This is a genomic window from Vibrio sp. Vb1166 (genome assembly GCF_033338695.1).
Classification (GTDB): domain Bacteria; phylum Pseudomonadota; class Gammaproteobacteria; order Enterobacterales; family Vibrionaceae; genus Vibrio; species Vibrio alginolyticus.
The window spans coordinates 29,169-43,252 of record NZ_JAWOTE010000003.1 but is presented as its reverse complement, the minus strand read 5'-3'; the positions used below and the strand labels follow the sequence as shown (position 1 = coordinate 43,252).

11 protein-coding genes are annotated in these 14,084 nt (G+C 44.1%); 4 read left to right on the top strand and 7 right to left on the bottom strand.

Annotated elements, in window-relative coordinates:
* The first annotated feature begins 153 nt into the window (after positions 1-153).
* A complete protein-coding gene (locus tag R7E51_RS04610; protein ID WP_017820512.1) occupies positions 154-654 on the top strand; it encodes a GNAT family N-acetyltransferase in 501 nt (166 codons plus the stop codon).
* Between the two features lie 46 nt (positions 655-700).
* On the opposite strand, the gene R7E51_RS04605 is transcribed toward R7E51_RS04610, so the two are convergent.
* Together R7E51_RS04605 and R7E51_RS04600 are read right to left on the bottom strand one after the other, a co-directional pair.
* Positions 701-1,678, bottom strand: coding sequence for a phosphotransferase (locus R7E51_RS04605; protein ID WP_176311648.1), 978 nt, complete (start codon positions 1,676-1,678; stop codon positions 701-703).
* Complete coding sequence (locus tag R7E51_RS04600; protein WP_206958266.1) at positions 1,675-1,950, bottom strand: GNAT family N-acetyltransferase; 276 nt, start codon at positions 1,948-1,950, stop codon at positions 1,675-1,677. Before R7E51_RS04600 ends, R7E51_RS04605 begins: the two co-directional genes overlap by 4 nt.
* 127 nt (positions 1,951-2,077) lie before the next feature.
* On the opposite strand from R7E51_RS04600, the gene R7E51_RS04595 reads away from it, so the two are divergent.
* Entirely contained in the window at positions 2,078-2,824 is a 747-nt protein-coding gene (locus tag R7E51_RS04595; protein ID WP_042521645.1) for a flagellar brake protein, read from the top strand.
* Positions 2,825-2,947: 123 nt separating this feature from the next.
* On the opposite strand, the gene R7E51_RS04590 is transcribed toward R7E51_RS04595, so the two are convergent.
* The 3 genes from R7E51_RS04590 to R7E51_RS04580 form a co-directional block, all read right to left on the bottom strand.
* Positions 2,948-3,907: a porin gene (locus R7E51_RS04590; protein ID WP_206958269.1), complete on the bottom strand. Its 960-nt coding sequence runs from the start codon at positions 3,905-3,907 to the stop codon at positions 2,948-2,950.
* Between the two features lie 397 nt (positions 3,908-4,304).
* Positions 4,305-5,933 carry a methyl-accepting chemotaxis protein gene (locus tag R7E51_RS04585; protein WP_005375120.1) on the bottom strand — a complete coding sequence of 543 codons (1,629 nt, stop codon included), beginning with the start codon at positions 5,931-5,933 and terminating at the stop codon, positions 4,305-4,307.
* Positions 5,934-6,226: 293 nt separating this feature from the next.
* Entirely contained in the window at positions 6,227-8,587 is a 2,361-nt protein-coding gene (locus tag R7E51_RS04580) for a Lon protease family protein (protein WP_005375118.1), read from the bottom strand.
* A gap of 187 nt (positions 8,588-8,774) precedes the next feature.
* Here R7E51_RS04580 and R7E51_RS04575 point away from each other — a divergent pair, with 187 nt between their 5' ends.
* On the top strand, positions 8,775-9,272 hold the full coding sequence (locus R7E51_RS04575; protein ID WP_005375116.1) for a hypothetical protein: 498 nt from the start codon (positions 8,775-8,777) through the stop codon (positions 9,270-9,272).
* 85 nt (positions 9,273-9,357) lie between these two features.
* Positions 9,358-10,989, top strand: a complete 1,632-nt coding sequence (locus R7E51_RS04570) for an ABC transporter ATP-binding protein (protein WP_206958270.1) — start codon at positions 9,358-9,360, stop codon at positions 10,987-10,989.
* Between the two features lie 242 nt (positions 10,990-11,231).
* Here R7E51_RS04570 and R7E51_RS04565 read toward each other — a convergent pair whose 3' ends face one another.
* Entirely contained in the window at positions 11,232-13,265 is a 2,034-nt protein-coding gene (locus tag R7E51_RS04565) for a prolyl oligopeptidase family serine peptidase (protein WP_206958272.1), read from the bottom strand.
* 120 nt (positions 13,266-13,385) lie between these two features.
* Positions 13,386-14,084, bottom strand: a 699-nt coding sequence (locus tag R7E51_RS04560; RefSeq protein ID WP_318128067.1) for a substrate binding domain-containing protein, incomplete at its 5' end; no start/stop codon positions are given.

Below are 14,084 nucleotides of genomic sequence, written 5' to 3'. Positions count from 1 at the left end.
ATTCGATGATAAATCACTACTAAAAATTCAAAAAATGACATCATAACAAGCTAATTTAAAAGGCATTTATCCATTAAACATAAAAAAACACTATCCAAATAAGAAAACTGTGGTTAGATTAAAAATTAAAACTAAAAAGCGAAGGAGAGAGGCATGGAAATTATCGTACGTCCAACGACCGTCGAAGACGCAGCGGCACTCGTAGAAATCTATTCACAACCAAAAGCACAACGTGAAACCCTGCAACTCCCAAAGCCTTCGCTCGCGATGTGGGTGGAAAGGTTGTCAAACATACCTGATGGTGTATATAGCTATGTCGCTGAAATTGATGGTAAAGTCGTCGGAAATATTGGCTTTCACCACTCTCTACGTCCAAGAACGATGCACACGGCATCGTTTGGCATCGGAGTACATGATAGTTTCCATGGACTCGGTATTGGTAGCAAATTGATAGAAACAGTCACTGAACTAGCAGATAACTGGTTAAATGTGAGAAGAATTCAGATAGAGGTCAATGCCGATAACGACGCCGCCATTGGGCTTTATAAAAAGCATGGATTTCAAATTGAAGGTGAAGCGATTGACGGTTCCTTCCGTGATGGTGAATTCATCAATACCTATTACATGGCGCGCATCAGACCAGGCCAAAGATAAAACAAAGCCTCCTACTAATTGGAGGCTTTTCTTTTTAAACTTCGACTCACTTTCGTAAGTAAGCCAACGCTCTGCGAGTCAATGCTTCTGTGTAGGGATTGATCTTCCAGTGGTCGGGACTCCAACCTTTCACAAATCGCTGAAAGTCTGCCCAAGCCACAGCAAACAAAGGACGCCATTCACGCTCGACTTCATTAGGGTCAAGATTCGGTTGATAGCCCATTAGCGCGTGTTGCAACTGAGCAAAATACGTATCCAAAACCCAAACTTCCATCTCTGCACAACGTTCTGGCTTAACGGCACTACTCATAAACAGTGCCACATCTTTCATGGCACACCCACATCCAACGTATTGAAAGTCAACCGCAGCAACGTTTGATTCTTCTTCATCAAAACAGAAGTTCGCCAATTTGGCATCACCGTGTACTAGTGTTTTAAACTTAGCTTGCGAAAGCGTTTGATCAATCAATTGAGCCGCATTTTGTAGCTCAGTGTCTTGCAATGCTTCAAGCTCGTCGGGTCTGGTTGCTAAGTGCCAGTATGTACCGATATGCCACAACTTATCAGAACGAACATTGATGTATCGCGCATGAAAGTTCGCCAACCAAGTGAGGCAGGCTTGTAGATGCTTTAGCTGTGCATCTGTGATGACTTTTGGAAAGCCCACCTCGGCGAGATCTTCCATCACAATGAGCCATTCATTCTCCGATTGGAACGTTTTTAGACCTTGTGGTACTCGGCAGCGAGTATCCACCTCTCCGGAAAAATACTCATACCAATTCACTTCCACCTGATAAGAGTGCAACTTTCTTTGATGAGAACGGTCCGTATTCCAGCCTCTAGGATGCTCTGAAGGCTTAGGGAGTTTTACATGCTTAATGATCACCGAACGAGTAGAATAAGTAACTCGGACTAACTCCCCATAGCCTCCCCATAGCGATTGTATGACTTCTACAGAGCGGTAATTACCGAGATTGAGTTCCTGGCCAATATTTTGGTAGCATTGGTGGTTGTTACTCATCATGCGATCAGATGTGACCACGTTTGGTTCTTCTCCATATAGTGAATAACATATGGGCAAACTGGTTTGATTTGATAACCGAGTGACTCAATTTCTGGCAACACCGCTTCCATCATCACTTTTCCGTACCCCTTACCTCGCAGTGCTTCAGGAACAACCGTTGATGTAATGTGCATGACATCACCCTTAAGCTGATAAATCACCTTGGCTTTATAACCCTGCTCTAAATCAACCCAGAATGTACTATTCGTGGTCTCATGAGTTACTTTATGCATATCTTGCTCTCTAATTTTTGTTACAGATTGATTGAATCAAACTATATCACTGAATAAAATCGATACCATGCGAGAGTGCTGCTTCGCCTCACGCGATTACCTTCTTACATCAGGTACGACAATTATAATGAGAAATATGAGCCCAATTGCCAGAGACGGCAAGCTACCTCTGCAAAGCAAGAAGGCACCAGAACGTCAGGCAAGTACATTAAATAGCACCGATGCAATGGCAATGGTCGAACATGGCAGTGAAGTGAGCTTAAACGTCACCACCCCCGTTGGTACAAAGTTTATTACAACCAGCACATTTGTTGGCTGTCACTCAAATAATACTGCATTGATAGAGGTTCCGAACATCTCCGATGAAGACTTGAAGTTCTATTTTCAAGAAGGCTTTTGGATCAATGTAAAAGCCTACTCTCATCGAGGTGAAGGGGCCGTTATCCCATTTCGGGCCCAATTACAGCATCGACTAGGCGATCCGTACCCAATTTTGGTGCTAGACCTACCCAACACTATGCAGGTCTTTCAGCTTCGCAAAGAAGTGCGTTACGAAGTAAATTTGAGAGCGCGTGTTTGTTTAGAAGCCTATCGAACTGAATGCGAAATAAGAGATTTATCTCGTAGTGGCTGTCGTTTTGTAACATCACCAATGAGCCGACCACTTCAGGTTGGTGACCACGTTTCATTGGATCTAACGATGCCCGGAGAAAGTCGTATGCTAGCGCCGTTGCGAGGTCGTATTTGTAATTTACAAAAATCAACGCACTATGCTCGCTACGGAATGGAGTTTGATGAGGTTGGTAAAAACAACGCTAAAAACCTCCTCAGTCACCTCAAATTTGATGGTACTAAGCTCACACTAAAAAGATAGATTTGATAACCCCTATCGCTTATCAAGAAGCTTTGAAGTGCTAGAAAACAAGAAACCCCTTACTTTTCAGTAAGGGGTTTTATTTACTAAGAATAAGGCAGTGTCTTAGATAAGAGTCATGACTTAAAAGTCGTAACGTAGACCTAGCGCTAGCTCATCTTTTTCATCAGCGCCTACGTTATCCATTAGATCGAAGTTGTATGATGCGTAGCCACGGAAGTTAGGCTTGAAGTAGTAAGTTACATCAACAGCTAGGTTTTCTACAGTATCTGCGTCTTCTAGTTCACCTTTGTTGAACGTAGAAGTGAATACAGTTTGACCCATAGTGTAAGCAGCGGCTAGTTCGTAGCCTTTGTAATCAAGAGTCTTGCCTGCAACATCCATATCCGCGCCAGTGTAGTTACCAGCGAAGTAGAAGTCACCTACAGAGTATGCAGCTACCAGCATGAACTCATCGCTGTCGTTTTGATCTGCGTAACCAGCACCTAGTTCAAAACCAGTGTTAGCAAACGCGTAAACACCAGATAGAGAGAAGCCATCTTCCTCGTTGTCTGTAAAGCCTTGTGCATCTGTTGTGCGATCAGCAAAACGGTAGCTAGCGCGTACAGCTAGTTGCTCGAATTGGCCTTTGTAAGACAGCATGTTATCTGTACGGTCAGAAACAGGCAGTTTAAGTGCTGCTGTGTTACCGTGGTAAGCCATAATGTCAGTAAAGTCAGTAAGAACCACTAGTGCGCCGTCGTTTTTACCGTAAGTTACTTCACCGTATTTGCCACCCAGACCTGCATAAGCGTAACGAGTTTCAAGATCACTATCGTTATCTACAGCACCTTCTTCTTTTGTTTTGAACTCACCTTCCCAAAAACCAACACCGTATAGGTTTTCATTGATTTCCTGTTTGCCTAGGAAGTTAAGACGGATGCGAGTACGGTCTTCTGCCTTACCATCCATCATAGAAAGACGCGCTTCAGCGCGGCCGCCCATCTCAAGAGAAGTGCCATCTTGGTTGTATAGTTCTGAAGCGACAACTTGAGATCCTGATGCCATTAGCGCCACTGCTACAGCTAAAGTTTTTAATTTCATTTTTATTTTCCATATCATTGTTTTATATGTGTTTTCTCACCAGAAAAACAGGACTTTTCTGTACCAACGAGAAAACTGGCGGCATAGTAGCAGCTGTTATTTTTCACGCAACGTGTTGAATAAACAGCGCTTATAGAAGAAAACACCACTTAAAATGGCGATATGAATACCTCTCAACCATCAAGTTATCGGTTGAGTTAAAAAAAATGTTCGCGTCAAAAAAAAATTGACGAAAAAAATGTAAAAACAATATCACAAAACGTGACATTGCCCGCAAAAAAATCTTGTTAACTAACTGTTTTAGATAGACTTATTGATAATAAATCCGATTATTACAAACAAAAAAATCCCTGAGCATTCACTCAGGGATTTAGAGATTTGATAAGTAGATGATGAATTAAAGCTTAAAGAAACTTAATTGCTCTTTCTGCTTCTCTGCAAGTAATGAAAGCTCAGTACTCGCACTTGCACTCTGGCTGATGCCCGCTACATTTTGGTTTACAAGCTCCGACATGTTAACCACGTTGCGATTGATATCTTGAGTAACTTGAGACTGCTCTTCGGCTGCGGTTGCTACTTGCGTGTTTGAATCGTTGATGTTGGCGACCGACTCGGTAATTCCAACCAACGCTTCATTCGCTTGTTGCGTCAGCTCGTTGTTGCGGCTAAGCATATCAAGGCTGACTTGCATACTGTCATTCGCCAGCCCAGACTGCGCTTGAAGCTCTTCAATGATCGTTTGGATCTCTTGTGTCGAGTCTTGAGTACGCGCTGCTAGCATGCGTACTTCATCAGCTACTACCGCAAAACCACGACCAGACTCACCAGCTCGCGCCGCTTCAATCGCAGCATTCAATGCTAGCAAGTTGGTCTGCTCAGATACGCCGCGAATCACTTCAATAACATCGTTGATCTGTACAGATTGCTCTTTTAGACGCAAAACAACTTGCGCTGCATCGTTCAATGCTTGAGACATTTGCGCACTTGCTTCCGCACTTTCTTGGAAGATAGCCAAACCTGATTGAGCAAGTCCATCAGCTTCACGCGCTGTTGCGTCAGCAGAGGTCGCGTTATCACTCACATTATTCGCAGTACTTGCAAGCTCGTTAACCGCAGATGCAACTTGCTCGATCTCCGCCAACTCTTGTTGAGCGTTCGCTTCCGCTTGCGTCATTACCGCAGCTAATTCGGTCGATGCAGATGCAACTTCCTCACTAATACGGGTTAACTGGTCCACAGTGTTGTATAACTGCTCTGCGGTTTGGTTTACATCTTTGCTCAGCTTAGAGATCTCATTGTCCCCATCGACATCTGCACGTACTGATAGATTACCCATTGCTAACTGACGCATCACTTCTTGCAGCTTTTGGATTGGTGTAACAATCATGCCAGATAGGAACCAAGCGCCTATCAATGAGAAAGCAAATACCGCTAAAACCGTCAACATAGCGTTATTTTGCACACGTTCATTTTGCTGATGACTTCTGATAGTAGATTGTTCAGCTTGCTCGTTTACATGCTTTGATAGCGTGTTAATTTGTTGGACCATTTCTCGGCCAACATTGCGATACTCTTTGACAAATGCACGGTACTCGCTATCCGATTTCAAACCTTGATCGTATTGGTTGAAGAAAGCAACTGAGCGCTCTGAATATCGCACATAGGATTCAATTGCTTGGCGAACTTTAACGGCATCGTCACGGAATAGGTTTCGGGCTTCAATTGCGCTTAAATCGGCATCAACTTGCTTTAAGCCTTCTTTCAATTCGGTTAGAAAATTCTCACGACGAGAAGCATCGTAAATAGCGTAAACCGCGCTTATGCGCAGAGGGTAAATTTGGTCGTCAATACTCGCCAATGTGTCTTTGTGAAAAACCAAAGATTCTTGGTTGGAAGCAATAACATCTTGCTCTGCTTGAAGATTGTTTTTAGTAATCCAAAGAGCAATAAACAAAACAATCGCGGTAAATAATACCGGAACCAAAATTTGCGTTCGTACTGACAAATTTTTCAGTGATAACTGCATGACAGGGCCTCAGTTGTATGCGTGATGTCTATATCCAAACAAACTCGAGCAGTGCCTATAACAACGTTACTTTTCGGCAGTTTGAATATCTATGCTTCCTTGCGACGGGATAAATCCCAGACGAATAAACAAGTGGCGAATATTAGAGGTCGATCACACTTTTGTCTAGTACAAAAACTCTCCATTTTCAATCTGTTATTGACAATATCCCGACAGTAGCGTCGGGATATTGTCGTTATGATAACTTATGATCACTTATGATGAGATACATTCACATTTAGGACGGTTTCAGCCTATTTTCTCAACGAATTGAGCTTAGCTTGAGCAAGGCCAAAAATGGTATCGATTGGATAAGAGCCTTCATCGGTTGGCTCACCAGCAACTTTCCCCGTAAACAATTCGATAGCTTCAGTAACATGGTCAATCGCCCAAATATTAAACTCGCCTTTTTCGACTGCTTTCACGATGTCGGAACGAAGCATTAGATTGTGAACATTAGAGCGCGGAATAATGACTCCCTGCCCGTCATGACGACCTTTAATTACACACACATCATAAAAGCCTTCGATCTTTTCGTTTACGCCACCAATAGGCTGAGCTTGACCAAATTGATTCATCGACCCTGTTATCGCAATGTCTTGTCGGTTTGGTTGCTTTGAAAAAGCAGACACAACCGCACATAACTCAGCCATGCTGGCACTATCACCATCAACACCACCATAAGATTGCTCAAAGGTAATGGTTGTCGTTAATGGCACTCGTGCCGTTTTACCAAATACGGAAGATAAGTAGGCAGACAAAATCATTACGCCCTTAGAGTGAATACTGCCCCCCAAATCCACGCTGCGCTCGATATCGATAACATCCCCATCACCGTAACACGTCGTCGCTGTGATGCGATTCGGTGCACCAAACATGTAGTCACTAGTGCTCAATACCGAAAGTGCGTTCACTTGGCCTACGGCTTCTCCTTCGGTGCGAATCAGCGTTGTGCCGTTAATAAAGGTTTCCATTACGTTATCGCGTAATCGGCTTACTCGCATTTCTTGGTTATTGAGCGCCTCTTCAACATGCCCAATACGGATCATGTTGGAGTTGGCTTGACGAGCAACGTAGTTCGACTCTCGAAGCAAGTTGGCGATATTAGCCGAATGTAGAGATAGCTTGGATTGGTCGCCAGACAAACGTGAGCTGTATTCGATGATCCGAGCAATGGCTTTGCGATCGCAATGCAGCATATTGTTGTCATGCACCACGCTAGAGATAAAGCGCGCGTAATGCAGCTCAGACTCCGGCGTACGTTTCATTTCGTCTTCGAAATCTGCCGTCACACGGAACAACTCGCTGAACTCTGGATCGTAATGTTGGAGTAATTGGTAAGTTCGGTAATCACCAAATAAGATAATTTTGATATCAAGCGGAATCGGTTCAGGATCGAGTGATACCGCTCCCGTCAATGTGACTTCTTTTTCTAGAGACGTAAAACTCAATTGACGAGCACGCAATGCGCGCTTCAAACCATCCCAAACGTAAGGCTGTTCAAGTACTTTCTGAGCATCCATTAATAGAACGCCGCCATTCGCCTTATGCAAGCTCCCTGCACGAATCAGCGAGAAGTCGGTAAACACCGTTCCCTTGAAAGTGGCAGTCTCAATCGACCCGAAGAGTGAATGATAGTTGGGGTTTTCTTCAACAACGATAGGAAATTCGCTGCTTTTACGGCTTACCAAGACATTCACTTTATAACGACGTGGCAATTTTTTATCCAAGGATGCCGTCGCAATTTCGCCTTGCTCGCCACTTTGGTCAAGGAAGATATCTGCGTTTTCAACAATATCTTTTTGCAGCTCAGTTAAGTAGGTTTTGATTTCGGAATATTGCGCGTAATCCACTTTGAGTTTTTTGATGAAGTGAGTAATCACATCAAGCGTCACTTCATCATTGAGCTTTTTGATTTTATCGCTGTATGTCTCTTCCCACTCCGTAAGCTCACGAACCATCGAGCGCAATCGCACTTCGAGTTCATCAATAGCATCGCTGAATTGCTCTTGTTCTTTTTTGCTTAGTACATCAAAAGACTCTTCCGTATGAAGCTCATCACCGTTCATGGCGACAAACTGATAATCCCCCTGCGTAGTCAGTGTTAGGCTGATGCCCTTTTCTTTTGCCTCTCGACTAATACGATCCAGCTCGTTTTGTTGCTTAGCTGCCAATTGATTTTTTAATCGCTCAGCGCGGCTAAAGTACATTTCATTGTCGAATGCTAGGGGTAAAGCATTTAATAATTTGCCCATTAAAGCTTCAATATCAACACGTAGCTTATTTCCGATACCACAAGGCAGCTTTAATACCTTTGGTGTACGGGTATCCTCAAAGTTCGCAACGTAACACCAATCAAACAGGGCTGCTGCATCGTGCTGGTGACGATTCAGATAGCGCAAGATCATGGTGCGTTTACCTAGCCCATTCTGACCAATGGCGTAGATGTTATACCCTTTCTCTTTGATGGACATCGCAAACTCGACCGCTTTTTGCGCGCGCTCTTGGCCCACGATTTCATCAATTGGAGGTAACTCCTTGGTCGACTTACATGGCATATTCTCTAGATCTGCTACAGAATATAGCTGCTTAGCTTCCAATCTTAGTATTGCCATATCCACTTCCTTTTTTCTTATTTTCGTTATTTGAGTGTAGAGATTATTTGCTTAATTTTAAGTGATTTACCTTCCACCCTAGATTGATTGGACATTTTATGAACACATAAGTGATATTAACACGCACTTGCAATTGATAATCAATTTCATTTAATATCTAAACAAATCAAATGTTGTGGAGATGGATATGAATATTGAGCAATGCTGGATGCGCTACTTAAAAGCGGAGCAACTGATGGAACAAGGCCATTGGCCAGAAGCTCATCGTTTATATGACGACGTGCTCAACAATCTACCCAACCACATTCATCTAGCGCTAGAAAATGCACAAACTAAACCTTGCCAGTTTGTATGTCTCATTACGGGGCTTAGAGATGCCAGCGTGACGCAATCAGAGATTCTCAACAAACTCGGCTTACAGCATGATGCGTTCTCAATACTCAATCAAACTTACGCGCTATTTCAATTTTTGCAGCTAGAGAGCCATGAACTGATTGAGCGCGTAGGTCACCTACTTGGTCAACAGAGCGAAGACTTGTTAGCTCACATGGCGGCATTTTGCTCTGCCCAACGTAATGCTCAATGGATGATAGAACTCGAGCACGTAACGCGCGCACATGAGCAGTTCTTACATTTGCAAGCAATGAGTTCGGCAAAATCTTCGCCTTCTCACCTGTATAATTAATCTAAAGCTCAAGCATTGAGGACAACTAGGTTTGTGCTGTCCATTACTTGAGTATCATTTGCTTTATCAACCACAAGGATCTGTGATGTCTTCTAAAACCATTCTTTCGGTGAACAACCTATCAGTCAGCTTTACGACAAACGATGGTATCGTCGATGCAGTAAAGAATGTTAGCTTCGATTTAAAAGCAGGCGAGACGCTGTCCATCGTTGGCGAATCTGGCTCTGGCAAGTCAGTATCAACCAATGCACTGATGAAACTACTGCCAGACAACGCTATTTTGCGTGAAAGCTCATCCATCATGTTTGAGGGTAGCTCCATCTTGGATAAAACAGAGCGTGAAATGCAAAGTATTCGCGGTGATCGCATTGGCATGATTTTTCAAGAGCCGATGACCTCACTAAACCCGTACATGCGGGTGGGTATCCAAGTCGCTGAGGCCATCATGTGTCACCGCCCGGTCGACAAACGAACAGCAAAAGCAAAGGTGTTAGAGCTGTTTGCATTGGTTCATATGCCAAACCCAGAAAAAGCGTACAACAAGTACCCACACGAATTTTCTGGTGGTCAATTGCAACGCATCATGATTGCGATGGCACTGATTAACGAGCCCGATATTTTGATCGCCGACGAACCAACAACGGCGTTGGATGTCACGGTTCAAGCAGAAGTGTTGCACCTGATTAAAGAAATTCAGGCTCAGATGGGCATGGCAATCCTATTTATTACTCATGACTTAGGCGTCGTAAAACACTTTGCAGACCGTGTCATTGTGATGTGTAAAGGAGAAGTCGTCGAAGAAGGCGAAACACAAACACTCTTCAAGGACCCAAAGCACGAATACACACGTATGCTAATCAATTCGATTCCTAAAGGCAGTAAGGAGCCTATTAGCGAAAGTGCTACGCAGCTGTTAAAGGCTGACGATATACGAGTCAAATTCTTGGTAAAGTCGCATTTTATTGCGAGCAAGAATGAGTACTTCGAAGCGGTAAAAGGCATTTCTCTTGAGCTTAAACAAGGAGAGACCCTCGGGATCGTTGGGGAGTCCGGTTCAGGTAAGTCTACACTCGGCCGAGCTTTGATAGGTCTACTGCCCTCAACTGGCAAAATAGAATATAAAGGCCAAGATATGGCCTTGCTGACAAACAAAGAACGTTTTGAGCTGAAAAAAGACGTTCAGATGGTATTCCAAGACCCTTATGGTTCGCTTTCTCCTCGTATGACTATCGGCGAGATCATCACTGAAGGATTAACTGTCCACCAGCCAATGTTGAGTAAAAAAGAACGTATGCAGAAAGCACGCGACGTGCTTCGAGAGGTTCGCTTAGATCCCGCGTCCATCAACCGTTATCCACACGAGTTTTCGGGAGGCCAGCGTCAGCGTATTGCTATCGCGCGAGCACTAATTCTTGAGCCTTCGTTTATTTTGCTTGATGAGCCAACCTCTGCATTGGACCGCTCGGTTCAACTGACTGTGATTGATCTCCTGAAAGATTTGCAGAAAAAACACAATATTGGCTACTTGTTTATTAGCCACGATCTATCAGTAGTTAAAGCACTCTCTGATCGTGTTCTAGTCATGCAAAAGGGCGAGGTCATGGAACAAGGTACGGCCGAAAAGATTTTCCAAAACCCTAAAAATGACTACACGAAAAAACTGATAGATGCCTCATTTGATCTTGAAAACAGTGAAAATCAGCACAATGCGGCTTAGGTTCATCACAGTTTCATATTCATAAACTAGGATTAAGAAAAGGTGATAAATTCATCTTGTCTTAAGAATGGCGTAGCTGCCTTTCGGTTTGGCCGCCGAGACTGGTTGGTTCAAGAGTCAGACTTAGTCAACCTGGCTCAAATACTGGCAAACAGTATGAATTGAGTTCCCCCAACCATGAAAAATGCCGCGACACTGTCGCGGCATTTTTTTATTCTCAGAAGCTTCGAACAACTAGGGCATTAAATCGACTCAATACCCATATTATGTAACGTAAATGCATACACGTCTGTGGTGAGGTCAATTTGCTTACTCAGCGGCATTCCTGCACCATGACCGGCATTAACATCAATGCGTATCAATACTGGATTAGCGCCTTGCTGCTTGTCTTGCAGCTCCGCAATAAACTTGTACGAATGTGCTGGAACCACACGATCGTCGTGATCGGCGGTTGTCACCAATGTCGCAGGATATTGCACGTTTTCTTTTACATTGTGAACAGGAGAGTAGCCAAGCAAGTATTGGAACATCGCTTCGCTTTGCGAAGACGTGCCATAGTCATACTTCCAGCCTTCTCCAGACGTAAACGTGTGGTAACGCAGCATATCAAGCACGCCAACCGCAGGCAGCGCGACTTTGAATAGTTCAGGGCGTTGCGTCATACACGCTCCAACTAACAAACCACCATTAGAACCACCGCGAATCGCTAGGCGATCCGAGCTAGTGTAGTCGTTTTCAATCAGGTATTCCGCCGCCGCAATAAAGTCATCAAACACGTTTTGCTTTTGCTGCTGAGTGCCTGCGTTGTGCCAGGCTTTACCGTATTCACCACCGCCTCGCATGTTGGCGACAGCGTAAATACCACCCAATTCTAGCCAGTTGGCTACATTGCCAGAAAACATTGGAGTGAGGCTGATGTTAAAACCGCCGTAACCATACAACATGGTTGGTGCTCTACCATCAAGTGCAATGCCCTTCTTGTATGAAATGATCACCGGAACTTGCGTGCCGTCTTTTGAGGTGTAAAACACCTGTTTTGATTCATACTCATTACGATCGAACGGTGCCTTTGATTCTTGAAACAGTGTCGATTCACCAGACTCAACATCAAATGAGAAGATCGTCGGAGGCGTCACGTAGTTAGTGAATGTGTAATAAAGTGTGGTTTCTTCTTTTTTACCCGCCAGACCATAAGCCGTGCCTTCTCCCAGCAATTGTACATCTCGAATCCACTCACCTTGGTAGTTAAACTGCTGCACTTTAGAAAGCACATCTACCATATAAGTCGCAAACAGATAACCGCCACCTTTGCTGATTTCTAACGGCTGTTCTTGTTCAGCAATCACGTCAGCCCATTGTTCTGTCTGAGTGTTGTAGCTGACAACTTTGCCATTCGGCGCGTCTAGGTTGGTATAAAGCAGCAAGGTTGCGTCTTGGCTATCAATTAAGTAGGTGTCTCCTTGCGTTGTCTCGCGCAGCTTCACAATTGCTTGGGAGTCAGACTGTAAATCGATATAAAACAGACGATTACCCGATGTAGATTCTGCGCCAGAGATAATGAGGAAGCGATCATCTGTCGTCGTCGTACCAGACACATAACGATGAACTTGCGTATCCAACTCACCGAAAATCACTTTATCTTCAGATTGAGGCGTACCAAGTTCATGATAATAAAGCTTGTGATGCTCAGTTCGAGCTGACAACTCGCTGCCTTGCGGCTTATCGTAGCTTGAGTAATAGAAGCCTTTGCTGCCCAGCCAAGAAATCGACGTAAACTTCGCATCAACAATCTCAGGCTCTAACTGTTCTTTGGTTTCCGTATCAATGACAAAGATCTTACGCCAATCACTGCCCCCTTCCGAGATGGAATACGCAACCAAACGGCAGTCTTTAGAGAAGCTGACTTCGCCAAGAGAGGTCGTGCCCTCTTCGGAGAAAGTATTTGGATCAAGGAAAACCTCGGCTTCTCCCTCGCCTTTACGTCGATACAATACGCTTTGGTTTTGCAAACCGTCGTTTTTGTAGAAGTAGGTGTAGTCACCACGTACAAATGGCTGGGAATATTTTTCGTAGTTTTGACTGTTCGCCACTAAGTCACGGATTTGTTGGCGGTACGGTATCTGACCAAGGAAATCGAAGGTGACCGAATTTTGACCCGAAACCCATTGTGCGGTTTCTTCACTTCGATCATCTTCTAACCAGCGATAAGGGTCGGCAATGTCGTGACCAAAATAAGTGTCCACGACAGAATCTTTACGTGTTTTTGGGTAATGCATAACGTCCGTGTTACTCCGTTGTTTTTATTAAGTTGTTTATCTTCAATCGTTTTATTGCGGTGATTACCTTAGAGCACCCAATTTTGATTTCAACGACATTGTTTTAAATCTATGAAGAACCTAGAAATAATGAGATATCGTTAAGTATCGGTCACGAATGTGCTCAATAAGCAGCTTCACTTTGTTCGGTGGTTGACGAGTAAACGGATACACCGCGTAGATACCCAACTTTTTACCTACTAATTCAGGAAAAATATCCACCAGTTGACCATTACGAATATCGTGATACACCAAGCAGCGCGGGACGTAAGCAATACCATGGCCGCCCAGAGCGGCTTTACGTAATGCGGTCGCGTTATCAGTAGAAAAGCAGCCCGATACTTTGACGATGTAATTGCCATCTTCTCCTTTAAACTCCCAATCCGTTGCACCAGTGGTTTGGTAAGCGTATTGCAGACAATTGTGCGTGGTGAGATCAATCGGCTCGATCGGTTTCCCATTTTTCGCAATATAAGAAGGTGACGCGCATACCACCCATTGGGAATCGAGAATATGTCGTGCGATCAAACTGGAGTCGGCTAGGTAGCCAGTTCGAATGACTAAATCGTAACCATCAGCCACTAAATCGACAAAGCGATTATCCAATGACATGTCCACGGTCAGACCCGGATGAAGGTTACAAAATTCGGCAACAGCATCAGCAAGTATCAAATCTCCAGAGATACACGGCACGGACATTTTTATATGACCGCTCACATTCTCTCCAAAGCCTGCAACAGCATCCATAGCCTCCTGAGTGGCCTGCTTCACATTTTTAGC